Origin of the sequence: Streptomyces sp. NPDC005574 (assembly GCF_040605435.1) — a bacterium.
Taxonomy (GTDB): domain Bacteria; phylum Actinomycetota; class Actinomycetes; order Streptomycetales; family Streptomycetaceae; genus Streptomyces.
Genome location: NZ_JBEXCW010000025.1, coordinates 18,234 through 38,428, shown reverse-complemented (window position 1 = coordinate 38,428; position 20,195 = coordinate 18,234). Strand labels below are relative to the sequence as shown.

Genomic DNA, 20,195 nt, shown 5'->3' with positions numbered 1-20,195 from the left:
GCGCCGATGGCGAGCTGGCCGCGGCGGGGCGTTGTCCACAGGCCCGACGCCCGCGCGCGAGCCGTCGTACGCTGGAGGGACCCCCGGCCCGCAGCGCGCGTCGGGCGATTCGCGTTGCCCACCCCCCGGACGAAAGCCGCCCCGAATGAGCCTGCACGGTCTGCTCGACGCCGTCGTCAAGGACACCGCCCTCGCCGAAGCGATCACCGCCGCCGGCGACGGCAACCGTATGCACGTCGACCTGGTCGGCCCCGCCGCGGCCCGCCCCTTCGCGGTCGCCGCCCTCGCCCGCGAGACCGGCCGCACCGTGCTCGCCGTGACCGCCACCGGCCGTGAGGCCGAGGACCTCGCCGCCGCGCTGCGCACCCTGATCCCGTCCGGGGGCGTCGCGGAGTACCCCTCATGGGAGACCCTCCCGCACGAGCGGCTCAGCCCGCGCAGCGACACCGTCGGCCGCCGCCTGGCCGTCCTGCGCCGCCTGGTCCACCCGCGGACCGACGACCCCGAGACCGGCCCCGTCTCCGTCGTCGTGGCCCCCGTGCGGTCCGTGCTCCAACCGCAGGTCAAGGGCCTAGGCGACCTGGAGCCGGTGGCCCTGGCAACCGGCTCGACCGCCGACCTGAACGCGATCGTGGAGGCCCTCGCCGCCGCCGCGTACGCGCGCGTGGAGCTCGTCGAGAAGCGCGGCGAGTTCGCCGTCCGCGGCGGCATCCTGGACGTCTTCCCGCCCACCGAGGAACACCCGCTGCGCGTCGAGTTCTGGGGCGACGACGTCGAGGAGATCCGCTACTTCAAGGTCGCCGACCAGCGCTCCCTGGAGGTCGCCGAGCACGGCCTGTGGGCGCCGCCCTGCCGCGAACTGCTCCTCACCGACGACGTGCGCGAGCGCGCGCGGGTCCTCGCCGAGCAGCACCCGGAACTCGGCGAACTGCTCGGGAAGATCGCCGAGGGCATCGCCGTGGAGGGCATGGAGTCCCTCGCGCCCGTCCTGGTCGACGACATGGAACTGCTGCTCGACGTGGTGCCCAAGGGCACCATGACCGTCGTGTGCGATCCGGAGCGGGTGCGCACGCGCGCCTCCGACCTCGTGGCCACCAGCCAGGAGTTCCTCCAGGCGTCCTGGGCGGCCACCGCGGGCGGCGGCGAGGCACCCATCGACGTCGACGCGGCCTCCCTGTGGTCCATCGCGGACGTCCGAGACCGGGCCCGCGAGCTGGACATGATGTGGTGGTCGGTGTCGCCGTTCGCCGCGGACGACGAACTCGACGCCCTCGACGGCGACACCCTCAAGCTCGGCATGCGCGCACCCGAGACCTACCGCGGGGACACGGCGAAGGCCCTCGCCGACACCAAGGGCTGGCTCGCCGACGGCTGGCGCACGGTGTACGTCACCGAGGGCCACGGCCCCGCCGCCCGGACGGCCGAGGTCCTCGGCACCGAGGGCATCGCCGCCCGCCTCGACACCGACCTCGGCGAGATCGCCCCGGCCGTCGTGCACGTGGCGTGCGGCTCCATCGACTACGGCTTCGTGGACCCGGCGCTGAAACTGGCCGTGCTGACGGAGACCGACCTCTCCGGCCAGAAGGCGGCCGGCAAGGACGGCGCCCGCATGCCCGCCCGCCGCCGCAAGACCATCGACCCGCTCACCCTGGAGACCGGCGACTACATCGTCCACGAGCAGCACGGCGTCGGCCGCTACATCGAGATGGTGCAGCGCACCGTGCAGGGCGCCACCCGCGAGTACCTCGTGGTGGAGTACGCCCCCGCCAAGCGCGGCCAGCCCGGCGACCGCCTCTACATCCCCACCGACCAGCTGGAACAGATCACCAAGTACGTCGGCGGCGAGGCCCCCACCATGCACCGCCTGGGCGGCGCCGACTGGACGAAGACCAAGGCGCGCGCCAAGAAGGCCGTCAAGGAGATCGCCGCCGACCTCATCCGGCTCTACAGCGCGCGGATGGCGGCGCCCGGCCACGCCTTCGGCCCCGACACACCGTGGCAGCGCGAGCTGGAGGACGCCTTCCCCTACGTCGAGACCCCCGACCAGCTCACCACCATCGCCGAGGTCAAGGACGACATGGAGAAGACGGTCCCCATGGACCGCCTGATCTGCGGCGACGTCGGCTACGGCAAGACGGAGATCGCGGTCCGGGCCGCCTTCAAGGCCGTCCAGGACGGCAAGCAGGTCGCCGTGCTCGTGCCGACGACCCTGCTGGTGCAGCAGCACTTCGGCACGTTCGGCGAGCGGTACTCGCAGTTCCCGGTGAAGGTGCGGGCCCTGAGCCGCTTCCAGACCGACACCGAGGCGAAGGCGACCCTGGAGGGCCTCAGGGAGGGCTCGGTGGACGTCGTCATCGGCACCCACCGCCTGTTCTCCTCCGAGACCAAGTTCAAGGACCTCGGCCTGGTCATCGTCGACGAGGAGCAGCGCTTCGGCGTCGAGCACAAGGAACAGCTGAAGAAGCTGCGCGCCAACGTCGACGTCCTCACCATGTCCGCGACCCCCATCCCCCGCACCCTGGAGATGGCGGTCACCGGCATCCGCGAGATGTCCACGATCACCACCCCGCCGGAGGAGCGCCACCCCGTCCTCACCTTCGTCGGCCCGTACGAGGAGAAGCAGATCGGCGCCGCCGTCCGCCGCGAACTGCTGCGCGAGGGCCAGGTCTTCTACATCCACAACCGGGTCGAGTCCATCGACCGGGCGGCCGCCCGGCTGCGCGAGATCGTCCCCGAGGCGCGCATCGCCACCGCGCACGGCCAGATGTCCGAACAGGCCCTGGAACAGGTGGTCGTGGACTTCTGGGAGAAGAAGTTCGACGTCCTCGTCTCGACCACGATCGTCGAGTCCGGCATCGACATCTCCAACGCGAACACGCTGATCGTGGAGCGCGGCGACAACTTCGGCCTCTCCCAACTGCACCAGCTGCGGGGCCGCGTGGGGCGGGGACGGGAGCGCGGTTACGCCTACTTCCTCTACCCGCCGGAGAAGCCGCTGACGGAGACCGCCCACGAGCGGCTCGCCACCATCGCCCAGCACACGGAGATGGGCGCCGGCATGTACGTGGCGATGAAGGACCTGGAGATCCGCGGCGCCGGCAACCTCCTCGGCGGCGAGCAGTCCGGCCACATCGCGGGCGTCGGCTTCGACCTGTACGTGCGGATGGTCGGCGAGGCCGTCGCGGACTACCGGGCCTCCCTGGAGGGCGGCATCGAGGAGGAGCCGCCGCTGGAGGTCAAGATCGAGCTCCCCGTCGACGCGCACGTCCCGCACGACTACGCCCCCGGCGAGCGGCTGCGCCTGCAGGCCTACCGTGCCATCGCCTCCGTCAACACGGAGGAGGACATCAAGGCCGTACGCGAGGAACTCGTGGACCGCTACGGCAAGTTGCCCGAGCCGGTGGAGAACCTGCTGCTGGTGGCGGCCCTGCGCATGCTCGCGCGCGCGTGCGGGGTCGGCGAGGTCGTGCTCCAGGGCAACAACATCCGCTTCGCGCCGGTGGAACTGCGCGAGTCCCAGGAACTGCGGGTGAAGCGCCTCTACCCCGGGACCGTCATCAAGCCGACGGCCCACCAGCTGCTGGTCCCCCGCCCCAAGACGGCGAAGGTGGGCGGGAAGCCGCTGCTCGGGCGGGAGTTGCTGGGCTGGGTGGGCGAGTTCCTTACGTCGATCCTGGGGTCGTAGCCCGTCGTAGTCAGTCGGAGGCAGGCGTCACCAGTCGCAGGCGGTCGTGGCCGGTCGTGGACAGACGTGAAGCCGTCCGCCGGAGGAAGTCCTCCGCGGACGGCCTCTGTTGCACGGCCGTGTCGCGCTGTGACCCGCGCGCACCTCCGTGAACGTCCGTCGGTCGCGGGGCCGTCGGTCTCCGGCCCCGCGCTCTGCGGCCCCGCGCTCTGCGGGCCTACGGCTGGTCGGGCCGGTCGCGGTCCATGCCGAGCGAGCCCTCGATCCGCTGTTGCCCGTCGTCGACCTGGCCTTCGTACTTGTCGCCCGTTCTCTTGTTGACCTGCTTCTCGGCGGCGTCGGACGCCTGCTTGCCCCTGTCGCCCTTCATCTGGTGCTTGAGCTTGTCGAGGATGCCCATCCCGAGCTCCTTCCGGAGGTGACTCACGAACGACGATACGCGTGACTCGCCGTGGATGTCCTGGTAAGGCCCGGTATGGTCTGGACCTCTCCGACGCTACGGTGGGACCAGCGAGAACCGCCCGCGCCGGGCGGGGCCGGGCAGAGCAAGGGGAGGGGCGCGCAGTGATGCGTCTGAGGGGCGGGGCGGCCGTGGCTGTCGTCATGGTGTTCGCCGTGACCGGTTGCAAGGACCAGACCCTGGGGTCCGCCGGACCCGAGGAGACGGCCGGGCCGGGAGGCGGGGGAGGTGCGGCCCTCACGGCCGCCGAGTCACTCACCGTCAAGGGGCGAGCCCCCAAGACCGGTTACGACCGGGACCGGTTCGGCACCGCCTGGGCCGACACCGACTCCAACAGCTGCGACACCCGGGACGACATCCTCAAGCGTGACCTGGAGGACGTGAGGTTCACCGGCGGCAGGTGCAAGGTGTCCTACGGCTCGCTCGACCCCGACCCGTACTCCGGCAAGACGGTGACCTATCGCAGGGGCCGCAGCCAGGTCGACATCGACCACGTCGTCGCCCTGTCCGACGCCTGGCAGAAGGGCGCCAAGTACTGGGACGCCGGCAAGCGGATAGCCCTCGCCAACGACCCCCTCAACCTCATAGCGGTCGACGCGAGCACCAACCGCAGCAAGGGGGACGGTGACACGGCGACCTGGCTGCCGCCCAACAAGAAGTACCGCTGCACGTACGTCGCCGCGCAGGTCGCCGTGAAGAAGAAGTACAAGCTGTGGGTCAGCTCCGCCGAACAGGCCGCGATGAAGAAGGTCCTCGCCGGCTGCCCGGGCCAGAAACTACCGACCGGCGGCAACCCGACCGAGGCACCGGCCCGCTTCCACGCCGGCTGAGCGGAGCGGGGCAGGGCGGGGTGGAGCGGGGTGGGCGGCGGAACACTCCCGGGTGCGTCCCGGTTCAGCCGCCCAGCGCGTCCAGGTCCACGATGGCGCCGCCGGGCTTCCGGGCCGGCACCGGCTTGTCGTAGTCGCTGAAGGTCAGGGTGCCCGGCTCCTTCGCCGACCTGTCGATGACCCGCAGCAGGTACGGCTTGCCCTCGGTGGCCACGTACAGCGTGTACCTGTCCTTGCCGTCCTTCTCGTTCAGGACGATCGCGGGCGTGCCGTCCACCGTGCCGGCCTTCCCGCGCGTCGCGTCCGAGTTCACGTCCTCGGCACCGGCCAGGACCGAGTCCAGGTCGCAGAACCCCGCGATGTCCTTGGCGTCCTTGCCCGTCGCGGACATCTTGGTCCACTTGTCGGCCAGCAGGGACACGGCCGCCTCGACGTCCGCCTTCGCCTCCCCCTTGCTCTGCGCGCGCAGGAACGCCTCGTCGTACTTCATGTAGACGGTGTCGCCGGTCTTGATCAACTCGGCCTGGCCCTGGCCGCCCATGCTCATCGTGCCGGCGCACTCGCCCTTGGTGTTCACGGCCATGTCGATGCGGATCGTGCCGTCGCTCCCGGAGTCGGCGACATCGCCCTTCATGCGCAGCGACGAGGCGCCGGTGGTGGCCTTGACGGCCCGGTCGGCTATCTCGCCGCCGCTGAGCCCGGCGAACGGCTCCTGCTTCTTGCCGGACCCGCCCGACGCGCCCGAACCCCTCGGGGAGTTCGACGCGCCGTCCGCCTTGTCCTGGCCGGCCAGGCAGCCGGTGAGTCCCGTGGTGGCCGCTGCGGCGAGGCAGAGAGCGGCGAGAGCGGTGCGACGCATGGCAGTCCCTTGGTGATGTGACGGTGTTGGTTGGGGTCGTGCGGTGGCGCGGTGGTGCGGCGAGGGCGGGCGTCGGTGGTCGGCGGCCCCGCTTGTCGTTCGCTGGGTCAATCACAGCAGAGCCTGTGAACCGAGTCAACACGGTTCACGCTTTCCCTTAGGTACACGGCCGTGAATGGGTAGATCTTGCGTACGTCGTTATGCTCGGCGTCACACACGGGTGCCCGTGCGGCTCGACCGCGGCGGGACGCTCACGGGATGAGGGGAGCGGGCGCGTGCAGGACAACGCCACCGAGGTCACCGCCGCCGGAATCGCACGGCTCGCCGGTGTCGGCCGCGCGGCCGTCAGCAACTGGCGCCGCCGTCACGCCGACTTCCCCAAACCGGTCGGCGGCACCGAGACGAGCCCCTCCTTCGCCCTCGCCGAGGTCGAGTCTTGGCTGCGCCGCCAGGGCAAACTGGCCGAGGTCCCGCTGCGGGAACGCGTCTGGCAGCAGGTCTCCGGCCACCCCGAGGGCCCGGTCACCGCCCTGACCCACGTCGGCTGCGCCCTGCTGCTCATCCACGACCGCCCGACCGACTGGCTCGGGGTGGCCGCCGGCTCCGACGAACGCCTCGCCGCGATGCTGCCGGCCGCGCTGCGGCAGGTGCTGACGCCAAGGTTGGGGGCGGGGGGTGACCGAGGTGACCGGGGCGTTCACGGTGCGGGCGGTGTTCACGGTGAGGCAAGTGTTCACGGTGTTCATGGCGTCCACGGTGTTCACGCCGAGCGCGGTGTTCACAGCGGGGCCGGTGGGCGTGAGGCGCCGACCGTGAAGGGTTCGGCGGGTGTGAACGGGCCAGCCGGTGTGAACACCCCGGCCGCCGTTCACGACCCCGCCGGCGTTCAGGCTCCCGCCCCTGTGAACCCCGCGCACGCTGTGAACCCTGCCCCCGCCCCGAACCCCACCCCCGCCGCGAACCGCCGTGCTTCCGCGAACGCGCGAGCCGCTGTGAACCCCCCAGCGCCCACCCACACCCCCACCCCGGTTCACACCGACACCCCCCTTCACACCGCCCCCGCCCTCCGCGCCCCCACCGGCCCCGAGCTCCTCCCCTCCACCCCCCTCCTGCGCGGCGCGGCCGAACTCGCCGCCGAGCTGGGGGCGCGGCGGACCTTCGAGTTCCTGCTCGGCCGGTATCTCGACGCCAACCCGCGCCAGTACACGCTCACCCCCGCCGAACTCGCCGGACTCATGGCCGACCTGGCCGGCCCGGCCCCTACCGTCCTCGACCCGGCCTGCGGAACAGGCGCCCTGCTGCGTGCCGTCACCCCCCGCCCCGACCAGCGGCTCTACGCCCAGGACAGCGCCGCCGACCTCGCCGCGCTCACCGTGCTGCGGCTCGCGCTGCACACCCCGGCCGGTGTGCGCGGGGCCGTCGGCGACACCCTGCGGGCCGACGCCTTCCCTCAGCTGCGCGCCGACGCCGTCCTGTGCCATCCGCCCTTCAACGAGCGCAACTGGGGACACGGCGAACTCGCCTACGACCCGCGCTGGGAGTACGGCTTCCCGGCCCGTACCGAGTCCGAGCTGGCCTGGGTGCAGCACGCGCTCGCCCGTCTCACCGACGGCGGCACCGCCGTCCTGCTGATGCCCCCGGCCGCCGCGTCCCGCCGCTCGGGGCGCCGTATCCGGGCCGACCTGCTGCGCCGGGGTGCGCTGCGCGCCGTCTTCGCGCTGCCCGTCGGGGCCGCGCCGCCGTACAACATCCCGCTGCACCTGTGGGTGCTGCGCCGGCCGGAGAAGGCGCCCGCGCAGCCCGAGGTGCTGCTCGCCGACACGGGACGGTTCGCCACCGAGGGACGCGGGGGGCCCGACTGGCGGGCGGTGCGGGACGCCGTGCTCGGGGCGTGGCGTCCCTTCGACCGCGCGGGCCGGCTCGACGAACAGCCCGGCGTGGCGCGGTCGGTGCCCGTCATCGACCTCCTCGACGACGACGTGGACCTCGCCCCGGCCCGTCATCTGCCGCCCGCCACGGCGGCCGAGGGCGCCGAGCAGCTGACGGCCGTACGGGAGCGTCTCGGGGAGACCCTCCAGCGGATCGCCGGTCTCACCCCGCCGCCCGCGGACCCGGTGCGGCTCGCGCGCCGGCCGCTCACCACCGTCGGTGAACTCGCGCGCGGAGCGGCCCTGGTGATGCTGACGGGCGGAACGGGCGGCCCCGCGCGCGTGCGTGTGCTGACCGACAGCGACGTGCTCGGCGGAACCGACCCCTCCGGCTCGTTGCCGCAGAGCGAGGAGGAGGCGGTGCTCACGGAGGTGGGCGACGTGGTCGTCCCGGTGCTGGGCGGGGGTTCGGTGGCGCGCGTGATCGACGCCGCCACGGCGGGCGCGGCCCTCGGGCGCAACCTCGTGCTGCTGCGCCCCGATCCCGCGGCGCTGGACCCGTGGTTCCTCGCCGGGTTCCTGCGCGGTACCGCCAACAACCGCCAGGCCAGCAGTTACGCGTCCACCGCGACCCGGCTCGACGTGCGCCGCCTCCAGCTGCCGAGGGCGCCGCTGGAGGAACAGCGGCGCTACGGCGCGCGCTTCCGCGCCCTGGACGAGTTCGAGCGGGCGCTCAGGCAGGCGGGACGGCTCGGGGAGCAGCTCGTACGCGGAATGTACGACGGCCTCACGGACGGTACGGTCGCACCGGACTGAGGCGCCGGGCACGGGTCGTGATCAGTGCCGCAACGGTTCGGTACAACCGCAGGCCAGTTGTCCGTGTCGGCCTATACGCTCGAAGCGACATTCGCACGACCGTCGTCGGCGCCCGGTGCGCGCCCGCGCCGGTCACCTTCGTACGCCCACTTCAGGCATCAGGAGCAGCCATGCAAGGCCACGGCTACACGCAGCCGGCGAAGCAGCCCCCGTCGACGGGCGTGCTGGTTCTCCTGCGCGTGGTCTTCGTGGTGGTCTCGGTGTGCAGTTTCGGCATGCTGACCTGGGCGATGCTGCTGCGCCTGGCCATCGTGACCCGCAAGGCGCTGGACTGGGGCCTGTTGGCGGCGTCGATCGTGCTGGAGGGCCTCGGCCTGTACCTGCTCGGTTCGGAGTCCGGGGACGAGATCCACACCCCGGGCGGCTGGTTCGGCCTGGTGCTGCTCCTGGGCACGCTGGTGGTCGGGGTGTCGTACTTCCTCGCGGCGGACATCCGCCACTTCCAGCGGCTGCCGTTCGCCGGGTACGCGCCGCAGGGGCCCCCGGCGGGACCGTCGTACGGCTATCCGCAGGTCCAGCCGCAGCCGCCGTACCCGGCCGCGACCGTGCCGCAGTCGCCGCCCCCGATGCCCCACACGCCCGTTCCGCACACCCCGGTGCCGCACACCCCGGTGCCGGCTCCGGTGCCGCAGCAGCCGCTGAGCACCCCGCCGCCGCCCCAGCGTCCCGCGCCCGTGCGCATCGACCAGGTGCGCGCCGAGCTCGACGAGTTGAGCGACTACCTGCGGCGGCACGACAGCCGGCCCGACGGCCCGCGCGACGGACACCCGGACGCCCGTCCCGAGGGCGGACGGTGACCGTGGCGGCCGGGCGGACGGTCGCCGACCGCTACGAACTGTCCACGCTCATCGGGCAGGGCGGCATGGGCCAGGTCTGGACGGCGTACGACCGGCGGCTGGACCGGCGCGTGGCGGTCAAACTGCTGCGTCCCGACAAGGTGGCGGGCCAGGAGGCCGACGAACTGCGCCGCCGCTTCGTGCGCGAGTGCCGGGTGACCGCGCAGGTCGACCACCCCGGGCTGGTCACGGTGCACGACGCGGGCAGCGAGGGCGAGGAGTTGTTCCTCGTCATGCAGTACGTCGACGGCGCGGACCTGTCCGACCATCTCGCCGAGCACGACCCGTACCCGTGGCAGTGGGCGGTGGCGGTGGCCGCGCAGCTGTGTGCCGTGCTGAGCGCTGTGCACGCGGTGCCGATCGTGCACCGCGACCTCAAGCCGCGCAACGTGATGGTGAAGCAGGACGGCACGGTCACCGTCCTCGACCTCGGTGTCGCCTCCGTCATGGACACCGACACCACCCGTCTGACGCACACCGGTTCACCGATCGGCTCGCCCGCCTACATGGCACCCGAGCAGGCGATGGGCGGTGCCGTCGGCCCGTACACCGACCTGTACGCGCTCGGTGTGCTGCTGCACGAACTCCTCAGCGGGGACGTGCCGTTCGCGGGGTCCACGGCGCTCGGGGTGCTGCACCGGCACCTGTACGAACCGCCGCTGCCCGTGCGCCGGGTGCGCGCGGAGGTGCCCGAGGCGCTCGAGGCGCTCGTGCTGCGGCTGCTGGCGAAGGACCCGCAGCACCGTCCCGCCTCCGCGCAGGAGGTGTACGAGCATCTCGCGCTGCTGCTGCCGGCGCGCGGGACGCCGACCGGGGCGCCGCTCGATCCCACGCGCCCGTTCCTGCGCCCGCACGCCCCCTGGCCGGACCTCGCGCGCACGCCGGCGCCGCAGCCCGCTCCCGTAGCGTCCGCCGCGCCGGTCGCGGAGAAACCCGATGTGGCCCGGGCCGTCGACGACGTCAAGCGCCTGCTCGGTGAGGGCCGGATCACCCAGGCCGTCGACATCCTCGGCGCGATCCTGCCCGCCGCGGCCCAGCAGCACGGCGAGCACTCCCCGGTCGTACGGACGCTGCGCAAGCAGTACGCGGCGACGCTGATGGACGACGGCCAGTACCGGCGCGCGCTGCCCGAACTGCGCCGCCTCGCCGACGAACGGGCCACCGAGGCCGGCCGGTCCGACCCGCAGTCCCTGCGCTTTCGCTACGAGGCCGCGCAGTGTCTGGAGCAGCTCGGTGAGCCGGCGGCGGCGCTCGCCGAGTACCGCGCGCTGCTGCCGTACTACGAGAACCAGTACGTGGCCGGCGGCCCCGAGCTCTCGCACGACGTCCGCCGCCGTATCGGGCACCTGCTCCTCGCCCTCGGCGACCGCGCCGCCGCCCACGACACGCTGGGCCGTCTGCTGCACGACGTGGAGCGCCTCCAGGGCCCGGGGAACCCGCTGGCGCTGGAGATCCGCCGGACCCTCCAGTGGCTCGGTCAGGTGCGCGGCTAGATTTACGTACCGCAGACACCACGCGCGCCACGCGTATCCCCGTACCGCACGCATCACGCGCATCACATGCATCGCACGCATCACCGACATCGCACATACCGAGACACACCAGGGGTGGGTTCGTCCATGTCCAGCCATCGTCAGTCGAAGAAGCGCAGATACCTCACCTGGGGTGTCGCCGGTGCCGCCGTCGTCGCGGGGGCCGGGATCGCCGCGCAGACGTCCATGGCCGCCACGACCTGGCCCGCGCAGCGCACCTTCACCGGCCGCGCCTTCGACGCCTGCACGGCGCCCTCCCTCGCCGCGATGAAGGCGTGGAACACCGGTTTCTACGGCGGCGCCGCGGTCTACGTCGGCGGCAAGAACCGCGGTTGCACGCAGGCCAACCTCACCGCGTCCTGGGTGAAGTCCGTCAGCGCGGCCGGCTGGAAGCTCATCCCGCTGTACGTCGGCGCCCAGCCGTCCTGCCAGACGGGCTCCAGCCCGGAGAAGATGACGGCCGCCACCGCCGCCTCCCTCGGCACGAGCGACGGGGCCGACGCCGTGGCCAAGGCGTCCGCCCTCGGGATGAAGGCCGGCAGTCCGGTCTACCTCGACATGGAGGCGTACGACATCACGAACAAGGCCTGCAACGACGCGGTCCTCACCTACGTCCGCGCCTTCGACAAGGCGCTGCGCGCCAAGACGTACCGCAGCGGCTACTACGGCTTCACCAGCTCCAGCGCGAAGGCGATCGCGAACGCCACCGACAGGACGGACCTGCCGGGCAACATGTGGTACGCGCTGTGGGACAAGAAGAACACCACCACCACGGACTGGCCGTTCAAGGCCACGCAGTGGACCGACCACAGCCGCGGCCACCAGTACCTGGTCAACAGCAAGGAGTCCCGCGGCGGTTACACGATCACCGTGGACCGAGACGCGTGGGACGGTCCGGTGGCCATCACCGGCTGAGCACCGGCTGAGCCCCGGCGGACGGTCCGCGGGCCGCGTGCGGACGGTCCGCGGGTGCCCGGTCGAGCGGGTGCGGGCGCGGCGGTGCCCGAAGTCCTGGTGAATCGTTGGTCGAATGGGTTGGCCAGAGCCTGGCCACTGCCTACCATCGATCACCGCAAGACTTTGTGCACCGTCGCACAATCTCCTCGGGAGGCTTCCTTGCACCGCCGCCGTCGCTCCGCGTTCGTCCTCTCCGCCGCGATCGTCGCCGCGGCCCCCGTCCTGACCGCGTGCGCGGGCGACGCGCATCCCGGGGCGGCGGCCGTGGTCGGAGGCCAGCGGATCACCGTCGCCCAGCTGGAGAACCGGGTGGACGAGGTGCGTGAGGCCCAGCGGGCGGCCGTGCCGGACGACGCCCAGTACGAGCAGGCCATCGCGAAGACGGGCACGCTCACCCGCGACACCCTGCACGGGATGGTCCTGGACCGGGTGCTGCACCGCGCCGCCGGGGACGCGGGCGTGACCGTCACCCGCAAGGAGATCCAGCAGATGCGCGGCGGCCTGGAGCAGCAGGCCGGCGGCCCCAGGGCGCTGGAGACGGCCTGGCTCCAGCAGTACGGCATCCCGCCGCAGCGCCTCGACGACAACCTCCGCCTCCAGCTGGAGGCCCAGAAACTCGCCGCCGCGCTCGGCACCGAGACCAGCCGGCCGGAGTTCTGGAAGGCCCTGTCGAAGGCGTCCACGGCCCTGAAGGTCGACCTCAACCCGCGCTACGGCAGCTGGGACGTCCAGAAGTCCAGCCGTGTCGACGCGAAGACGCCGTGGGTGCGCGAGGTCACGGCGACGGACACGCAGCAGACGGCGTAACGGTTCGCCGGGGCCGCTCTCCCCGGGGACGGCCCCGGCGCTGTCGGTGGCGTGGGTTACGTTCGGAGGGTGAACGCAACCACCCCAGAAGGCGCGGCCACCTCCGCGACCGGCCGCGTCGTCCTGCTCACCACCAGCCACCGCGTCGCGCCCGGCCTGCTGTCCTGGCCGGCCTGGGAGGCGCTGCGGGTGGCCGACCGGGTGCTGTGCGCGGACGGCGCGCACCCGCAACTGCCGTATCTGCGCGAGGCGGGGATCGTCGTCGACGAGGTGGCACTGTCCGCCGAGGAGCTGGTCGCGGCCTGCGCCGGCGGGCGCACGGTGGCCGTGGTCGCGGCGGGCGAGGGAGAGCCGGCCCTGACCGACGGGCTGGCCCGGCTGGCCGGGTCGGGCCGGGTCGCGATGCCGGAGCTGGAGCTGCTGCCCGCCTCCTACGACCTGCCCGGTGCCCGGCTGCTGGACCTCGTGCAGGTCATGGACCGCATCCGGGTCGAATGCCCCTGGTCGTCCCGCCAGACCCACGAGGGCCTGGCGAAGTACGGCATCGAGGAGGCGTACGAACTCGTCGAGGCGATCGAGGACGGCGACCGCGTGGAGCTGCGCGAGGAACTGGGCGACGTGCTGCTGCAGGTCGTCTTCCACGCCCGTATCGCCGAGGAGGGCGACCCGCGGGACGGTTCGGACGCCTTCTCCATCGACGACGTCGCGGCCGGTATCGTCGCCAAGCTCATCCACCGCCATCCGCACGTCTTCGGGGACGAGACCGCGACGACCCCCGAGGAGGTCAAGGAGCACTGGCTGCGCACCAAGGCGGTGGAGAAGCGGCGCACCTCGCTGACGGAGGGTGTCCCGCTCGGGCAGCCGGGCCTGGCGCTCGCCGCGAAGCTGGCCTCCCGCGTGCGGACGGCGGGACTTCAGGTGCCGCTGCCGGCGGGTGAGGGCGCCGGGTACGAGCTGCTGGCGCTGGCGGTGCGCGCCGAGGCACAGGGCGTGGACCCGGAGGCGGCGCTGCGGGCGGCGGCCCGGGCCTACCGGGACGCGGTGCGGGTGGCCGAGGGCGTCGACTCCCCGGCGCCGGCGCCGGATACGGTCGGGGAGTGACCGACCAGCCGCCGCCCACGCCCCCCGCGCCCGACCTCTTCACCTGGGAGTTCGCCGCCGACCCCTACCCGGCGTACGCCTGGTTGCGCGAGCACGCCCCCGTGCACCGCACGCGCCTGCCGAGCGGTGTGGAGGCCTGGCTGGTCACCCGGTACGCGGACGCCAAGCAGGCCCTCGCCGACCCGCGGCTCAGCAAGAACCCGGCGCATCACGACGAGCCCGCGCACGCGAAGGGCAAGACGGGCATCCCGGGTGAGCGCAAGGCCGAGCTCATGACCCATCTGCTCAACATCGATCCGCCGGACCACACCAGGCTGCGGCGGCTGGTCTCCAAGGCGTTCACTCCGCGCCGGGTCGCGGAGTTCGCCCCCCGGGTCCAGGAACTCACCGACCGGCTCATCGACGGGTTCGCGGAGCGCGGCTCCGCGGACCTCATCCACGAGTTCGCCTTCCCGCTGCCCATCTACGCGATCTGCGACCTGCTGGGCGTCCCCCGTGAGGACCAGGACGACTTCCGGGACTGGGCGGGCATGATGATCCGGCACGGCGGCGGCCCGCGGGGCGGGGTGGCGCGGTCGGTGAAGAAGATGCGGAGCTATCTGGCCGAGCTGATCCACCGCAAGCGCGCGGCGCTGCCCGCCGAGGCGGGGCCGGGCGAGGACCTCCTCTCCGCTCTCATCCGCGCCTCCGACCACGGCGAGCACCTCAGCGAGAACGAGGCGGCGGCGATGGCGTTCATCCTTCTCTTCGCCGGGTTCGAGACCACCGTCAACCTCATCGGCAACGGCGTGTACGCGCTGCTGAACCATCCGGGGCAGCGCACCCGCCTCCAGGAGTCCCTCGCCGCCGGTGACCGGGGCCTGCTGGAGACGGGTGTGGAGGAACTCCTGCGCTACGACGGTCCGGTGGAGCTGGCGACCTGGCGGTTCGCCACCGGGTCGCTCACCCTCGGCGGGCAGGACATCGCGGCGGGCGACCCCGTCCTCGTGGTCCTCGCGGCCGCGGACCGTGACCCGGAGCGGTTCGCCGATCCGGACGTGCTCGACCTCGGGCGGCGGGACAACCAGCATCTCGGGTACGGCCACGGCATCCACTACTGTCTCGGCGCCCCGCTCGCCCGGCTGGAGGGCCAGAGCGCGATCGGCACGCTCCTCACCCGGCTGCCGGACCTGCAACTGGGTGTGGATCCGGCCGACTTGCGGTGGCGGGGCGGGCTCATCATGCGGGGACTGCGCACGTTGCCGGTGGAGTTCACGCCCCGTGGATGACTGCTCCCACCTGCGTAAAGGTGACATGCCCTCAACTCTGTGATGTTCACGTGATCTACGCGGCATTAACTTGTGACAAGTGATCGTGTGCCTATACGTTCACGGATCAGCGCGGTGCCCCGCTGTGGGTGCCGCGCGGTCACTGTCGTTCTGCGAAAGGTCTCCGCATGCTCTCCGGGAACGGTCGACACCGTCGCCCCCGTCAGGCTCCGGCTCTCCTCGTGGCAGCCGGCGTGACCGGCTCCGCCATCGCGATCCCGCTCCTCGGTGCCACCGGGGCGAGTGCGGCCGCGGGCACCACCTGGGACCAGGTCGCGGAATGCGAGAGCGGCGGCTCCTGGAGTGAGAACGCGGGCAACGGCTACTACGGCGGCCTTCAGGTCTCCCAGGACAACTGGGAGAAGTACGGCGGTCTGGAGTACGCGTCGAGCGCCGACGAGGCGAGCCGCTCCCAGCAGATAGCCGTGGCCGAGAAGATGCTCGACGACCAGGGCATCACCGCCTGGCCGACGTGCGGTCTGCTCGCCGGGCTCAGCAAGGACTCCGGATCGGCCGACATCGACACGGGTCTGGGCACCACGGCGCCCGACTCGTCGGACTCCTCCGGCTCCTCCGGTTTGTCCGACTCGTCGGAAGCGTCTTCGTCTTCCTCCTCCTCGCCCTCGGCGTCGCCCACCCCGTCCGGCACCTCGGCGAGCGCCGAGGCCGGCACGGGCAAGAAGGGCGGCCCGGCCAAGTCCGGTACCGCATCCGGCAGCGGCACCGACAAGAGTGCCGATTCCCGTTCCGGTCAGGCCGACCCGGGCACTTCCGGCAAGTCGTCCCCCGAGGTGTCGAAGCGGGAGGAAGCGGACAACGTCGAGCAGAGCGTGGGCACTTCGAGCCTGGTCGACACCGGGTCCCTCGGTTCGGGCAAGCACCGCGGCGGCAGCGCCGACGAGGGCGCCGCGACCGACGCCGCCCCCTCGGCGGGCCGCCACGTCGCGGGCGACGGCGACGCCACGCCCGTCGACTCGTACACCGTCCGCCTCGGGGACACCCTCGCGTCCATCGCCGACTCCCTTGACCTCGACGGCGGGTGGCGCGCGCTCTACGACGCGAACAAGGGCGCCATCGGTGGCGACCCGAGCAGCATCGCCCCCGGTCAGACCCTGCGAGTCGGGGTCTAACCGGGCGAAAAGCAGCGGGAGTTCGCGCCGCACTTGTGACTGAATGTCCGCTTTGGTGAAAGTGTGGGATGACTCTCAGAAGCCCTGATCGTCTTTGAAATTCGCCGGATCACATGTCTACGGTCGTGACCGCTCGTCAACACGAGCCCCGGCGGCCGCAACGCCGAATCCTGCCAGCGGCCGTACGGGAACAGTCGTCGCGTAAAGCGCCGTAGGCAGGAGCGGGGGACCCAAGGTAAGCGCCGCGCCGGGCAGTTGACGGAACGGCTTGGGGTTAAGCCACGCCTCCCAGGGAGGTGTGGCCGGGCAACTCAACCGGCCCGAACCCGACAGCTCACCTCGCAGGCGTCGGTGAGGGGATCAACCATGCTGTTTTCCGGCAAGGGCAAGCACCGCCGCCCGTCCAAGGCCACCCGCGTCGCCACGCTCGCCGGTGTCACCGGTGTGGCCATCGCCGCCCCGCTGATGGCGGCCGGCAACGCCTCCGCCGCCACCGCCTCCGAGTGGGACACCGTCGCCGCGTGCGAGTCCGGCGGCAACTGGTCCATCAACACCGGCAACGGCTACTACGGCGGCCTGCAGTTCTCCGCCTCCACCTGGGCCGCGTACGGCGGCACGCAGTACGCCTCCACCGCCAACCAGGCATCCAAGGCGCAGCAGATCGCCGTCGCCGAGAAGGTCCTCGCCTCCCAGGGCAAGGGCGCCTGGCCGGTCTGCGGCAAGGGCCTGTCGAGCGCCGGCTACAGCGGTTCCACCGGCACCTCGTCGAACAGCTCCACCTCGTCGAACAGCTCCAGCGGCTCGAACAGCTCCAGTGGTTCCAGCGGCTCCTCGACCACCACCCGCTCGACCACCGAGCAGCCGGCCTCCCGTTCCGCGGAGCGCCCGGCCGCCAAGAAGACCGTCAGCACCCCGACCGGCAAGAAGGTCAAGAAGGGTGACGGCGAGTACAAGGTCGTCAAGGGCGACACGCTCAGCTCGATCGCCGAGAAGCACAAGGTCAAGGGCGGCTGGCAGAAGCTGTTCCAGCTGAACAAGGACATCGTCGACGACGCCGACTTCATCTACCCGGGCCAGCAGCTCCACCTGAAGTGACACCCGGCCCGTAGTCGAACCACAGCGCCCTCACATCCGGGTCCTTCAGGCTGAGGCTCCCGTGAGGGTCACCCCCCGTCCCCACGGGCTCCCCGCTCCGGTGCGTCTTCCCCCGTACGCACCGGGGCGGGGCTTTGTGCTGTCCGGCACCCCGCTTTCGGGCCCCGCACAGCTCCCCTCTTTGTTCCGTTCGGAAACAATTTACTCTCGGTTCTGTCCACGACGTGGCCGGAAGGCCGACCGATCCCCCCGGGGCGGTTAGGCTCGTCACGCAGAGCCCCGGCGGCGCTGCACCAGCCGGGCCCCGGTCCGGCCGTACCCGCGTCACATTGAAGAAGGAGATGCTCGTGCCGTCCATCGACGTCGTCGTAGCCCGGGAAATCCTGGACTCCCGAGGCAACCCCACGGTCGAGGTCGAGGTCGGCCTCGACGACGGCAGCACGGGTCGTGCCGCCGTTCCGTCCGGCGCATCCACCGGTGCCTTCGAGGCCATCGAGCTGCGCGACGGTGACCCCAACCGCTACCACGGCAAGGGTGTCGAGAAGGCCGTCCTCGCCGTCATCGAGCAGATCGGCCCGGAGCTCGTCGGCTACGACGCCACCGAGCAGCGCCTGATCGACCAGGCCATGTTCGACCTGGACGCCACCGACAACAAGGGCTCGCTCGGCGCCAACGCCATCCTCGGCGTCTCCCTCGCCGTCGCGCACGCCGCCTCCGAGGCCAGCGACCTGCCGCTGTTCCGCTACCTGGGCGGCCCGAACGCGCACCTGCTGCCCGTCCCGATGATGAACATCCTGAACGGCGGCTCGCACGCCGACTCCAACGTGGACATCCAGGAGTTCATGATCGCCCCGATCGGCGCGGAGTCCTTCTCCGAGGCGCTGCGCTGGGGCGCCGAGGTCTACCACACCCTCAAGAAGGTGCTGAAGACCAAGGGCCTGTCCACCGGCCTCGGCGACGAGGGCGGCTTCGCCCCGAACCTGGAGTCCAACCGCGCCGCGCTCGACCTCATCATCGAGGCCGTCAAGCAGGCCGGCTACATCCCCGGCGAGCAGATCGCGCTCGCCCTCGACGTCGCCGCGTCCGAGTTCTACAAGGACGGCAAGTACGAGTTCGAGGGCAAGTCCCGCTCCGCCGCCGAGATGACCGAGTACTACGAGGAGCTCGTCTCCGCGTACCCGCTCGTCTCCATCGAGGACCCGCTGTACGAGGACGACTGGGCCGGCTGGAACGTCATCACCCAGAAGCTGGGCGACAAGGTCCAGATCGTGGGCGACGACCTCTTCGTCACCAACCCCGAGCGCCTCGCCCGCGGCATCGAGGAGGGCTCCGCGAACGCCCTGCTCGTCAAGGTCAACCAGATCGGCTCGCTGACCGAGACCCTGGACGCCGTCGAGATGGCCCAGCGCAACGGCTTCAAGTGCATGATGTCGCACCGCTCCGGCGAGACCGAGGACGTCACCATCGCCGACCTCGCTGTCGCCGTGAACTGCGGCCAGATCAAGACCGGCGCCCCGGCCCGCTCGGACCGCGTCGCCAAGTACAACCAGCTCCTGCGCATCGAGGAGATCCTCGACGACGCCGCCGTGTACGCCGGCCGCAGCGCCTTCCCGCGCTTCCGCGGCTGACCCACCTCGGCAGGGCTCAGCCAGTCGCACGTACGTCCCCGTACCCGGTCCCGTACCGTGTCCGGGGACGTACGCGCGTATGACGGGCCGACAGGTGCGAAGGGGAGGCGGATCGCCAGTGGCCGTGAAGGACCGGGACCGTTTCTCCACCACGACCAGGATCCGGCTGCTCGGCGAGCAGACGGCGGCCCGGGTCTACCGCTCCCAGACCAAGCGCCAGGCGCGCCGCTCCCGGCTGACCAGCCGCGCGGCCCTGCTCGCCCTGGTCCTGTGCACGCTGATCGTGGCCCTCGCCTACCCGATGCGGCAGTACGTCTCCCAGCGCGCCGACATGGCGGACATGGTGCGCCAGAAGGAGCGGGCCAGGCAGCGCGTCGAGCAGCTGCGCGACCTCAAGGCGCGCTGGCAGGACGACGCGTACGCCGAGCAGCAGATCCGGCAGCGGCTGCACTACGTGATGCCGGGGGAGACCGGCTACGTCGTCATCGACCCCGGCGCGGCCAGGCAGTCGCGCGCCGAGCAGGGCGCGGCCGACCGCCCCTGGTACTCGAACGTCTGGGACGGCGTCGACAAGTCCGACGCCTCCGACCGGTGACCTCACCTGGTGAACGACCCAGGTGAACCGACTTACAGAGAGACAGGCATGGAAACGCCCCCGCCGACCACCCCGCGCACCGAGCCCACCGACGCGGACGTCGATGCCTTCAAGCAGCAGCTCGGGCGTCCGCCGCGCGGGCTGCGCGCCATCGCCCACCGGTGCCCCTGCGGGCAGCCGGACGTCGTGGAGACGGCCCCGCGGCTGCCCGACGGCACGCCCTTCCCGACGACGTACTACCTGACGTGCCCGAGGGCCGCCTCAGCGATCGGCACCCTCGAGGCGAACGGCGTCATGAAGGAGATGACCGAGCGGCTCGGCACCGACCCGGAGCTCGCCGCCGCCTACCGCGCCGCGCACGAGGACTACCTCGCCCGCCGGGACGCCATCGAGGTGCTGGAGGGGTTCCCGAGCGCGGGCGGCATGCCCGACCGGGTGAAGTGCCTGCACGTGCTGGTGGGCCACTCCCTGGCCGCGGGGCCGGGCGTCAACCCGCTGGGCGACGAGGCGCTCGCGATGCTGCCGGAGTGGTGGCGCAAGGGCCCGTGCGTGCAGCCGCTGCAGGCGCCCGACCCGGCGGACGAGCACCCCGGCGAGGAGGGCGTGGTCGAGGACCCGGCCGCCCGCCG

At 72.0% G+C, this 20,195-nt stretch carries 15 protein-coding genes, 1 pseudogene and 1 riboswitch; of the genes and pseudogenes, 14 read left to right on the top strand and 2 right to left on the bottom strand.

All coding sequences use genetic code 11. The features are described 5' to 3' along the window. Positions 1–145: 145 nt before the first annotated feature. Positions 146–3,685: a transcription-repair coupling factor gene (gene mfd, locus ABZT03_RS18500; RefSeq protein WP_356040481.1), complete on the top strand. Its 3,540-nt coding sequence runs from the start codon at positions 146–148 to the stop codon at positions 3,683–3,685. 217 nt (positions 3,686–3,902) lie between these two features. On the opposite strand, the gene ABZT03_RS18495 is transcribed toward mfd, so the two are convergent. Next, positions 3,903–4,085, bottom strand: coding sequence for an Rv0909 family putative TA system antitoxin (locus tag ABZT03_RS18495; RefSeq protein WP_356040478.1), 183 nt, complete (start codon positions 4,083–4,085; stop codon positions 3,903–3,905). Between the two features lie 164 nt (positions 4,086–4,249). On the opposite strand from ABZT03_RS18495, the gene ABZT03_RS18490 reads away from it, so the two are divergent. Further along, positions 4,250–4,975: an HNH endonuclease family protein gene (locus ABZT03_RS18490; protein WP_356040475.1), complete on the top strand. Its 726-nt coding sequence runs from the start codon at positions 4,250–4,252 to the stop codon at positions 4,973–4,975. Between the two features lie 64 nt (positions 4,976–5,039). Here the strand turns inward: ABZT03_RS18490 and ABZT03_RS18485 are convergent, their stop codons facing one another. Beyond that, positions 5,040–5,834, bottom strand: coding sequence for a hypothetical protein (locus ABZT03_RS18485; RefSeq protein WP_356040473.1), 795 nt, complete (start codon positions 5,832–5,834; stop codon positions 5,040–5,042). Between the two features lie 275 nt (positions 5,835–6,109). On the opposite strand from ABZT03_RS18485, the gene ABZT03_RS18480 reads away from it, so the two are divergent. The 12 genes and pseudogenes from ABZT03_RS18480 to ABZT03_RS18425 form a co-directional block, all read left to right on the top strand. After that, complete coding sequence (locus ABZT03_RS18480) at positions 6,110–8,518, top strand: N-6 DNA methylase (RefSeq protein WP_356040471.1); 2,409 nt, start codon at positions 6,110–6,112, stop codon at positions 8,516–8,518. A 170-nt stretch (positions 8,519–8,688) separates the two neighbouring features. Further along, complete coding sequence (locus ABZT03_RS18475) at positions 8,689–9,375, top strand: hypothetical protein (protein ID WP_356040469.1); 687 nt, start codon at positions 8,689–8,691, stop codon at positions 9,373–9,375. A gap of 38 nt (positions 9,376–9,413) precedes the next feature. Beyond that, positions 9,414–10,907: a protein kinase gene (locus ABZT03_RS18470; protein ID WP_356040644.1), complete on the top strand. Its 1,494-nt coding sequence runs from the start codon at positions 9,414–9,416 to the stop codon at positions 10,905–10,907. Positions 10,908–11,033: 126 nt separating this feature from the next. Then, positions 11,034–11,861 carry a glycoside hydrolase domain-containing protein gene (locus ABZT03_RS18465; protein ID WP_356040467.1) on the top strand — a complete coding sequence of 276 codons (828 nt, stop codon included), beginning with the start codon at positions 11,034–11,036 and terminating at the stop codon, positions 11,859–11,861. A 201-nt stretch (positions 11,862–12,062) separates the two neighbouring features. Further along, positions 12,063–12,710 (top strand): SurA N-terminal domain-containing protein, encoded by a 648-nt coding sequence (locus ABZT03_RS18460; RefSeq protein WP_356040465.1) that lies wholly within the window; start codon positions 12,063–12,065, stop codon positions 12,708–12,710. Between the two features lie 69 nt (positions 12,711–12,779). Next, complete coding sequence (locus ABZT03_RS18455) at positions 12,780–13,811, top strand: nucleoside triphosphate pyrophosphohydrolase (protein ID WP_356040463.1); 1,032 nt, start codon at positions 12,780–12,782, stop codon at positions 13,809–13,811. Next, positions 13,808–15,079 carry a cytochrome P450 gene (locus ABZT03_RS18450; protein WP_356040461.1) on the top strand — a complete coding sequence of 424 codons (1,272 nt, stop codon included), beginning with the start codon at positions 13,808–13,810 and terminating at the stop codon, positions 15,077–15,079. Before ABZT03_RS18455 ends, ABZT03_RS18450 begins: the two co-directional genes overlap by 4 nt. 167 nt (positions 15,080–15,246) lie before the next feature. Further along, the gene (locus ABZT03_RS18445) at positions 15,247–16,248 is read left to right on the top strand and encodes a transglycosylase family protein (RefSeq protein WP_356040459.1); all 1,002 of its coding nucleotides are present in this window, start codon (positions 15,247–15,249) and stop codon (positions 16,246–16,248) included. Positions 16,249–16,445: 197 nt separating this feature from the next. Beyond that, a riboswitch (cyclic di-AMP (ydaO/yuaA leader) is annotated at positions 16,446–16,611 on the top strand. A 3-nt stretch (positions 16,612–16,614) separates the two neighbouring features. Then, positions 16,615–17,343, top strand: a complete 729-nt coding sequence (locus ABZT03_RS18440; protein ID WP_356040457.1) for a transglycosylase family protein — start codon at positions 16,615–16,617, stop codon at positions 17,341–17,343. Between the two features lie 341 nt (positions 17,344–17,684). Then, positions 17,685–18,971 (top strand): phosphopyruvate hydratase, encoded by a 1,287-nt coding sequence (eno, locus tag ABZT03_RS18435; protein WP_356040642.1) that lies wholly within the window; start codon positions 17,685–17,687, stop codon positions 18,969–18,971. Between the two features lie 118 nt (positions 18,972–19,089). Next, positions 19,090–19,566 carry a septum formation initiator family protein gene (locus ABZT03_RS18430; RefSeq protein ID WP_356040455.1) on the top strand — a complete coding sequence of 159 codons (477 nt, stop codon included), beginning with the start codon at positions 19,090–19,092 and terminating at the stop codon, positions 19,564–19,566. 48 nt (positions 19,567–19,614) lie between these two features. Then, a pseudogene (locus ABZT03_RS18425) lies at positions 19,615–20,067 on the top strand (DUF501 domain-containing protein); the annotation flags it as partial. Positions 20,068–20,195 lie beyond the last annotated feature (128 nt).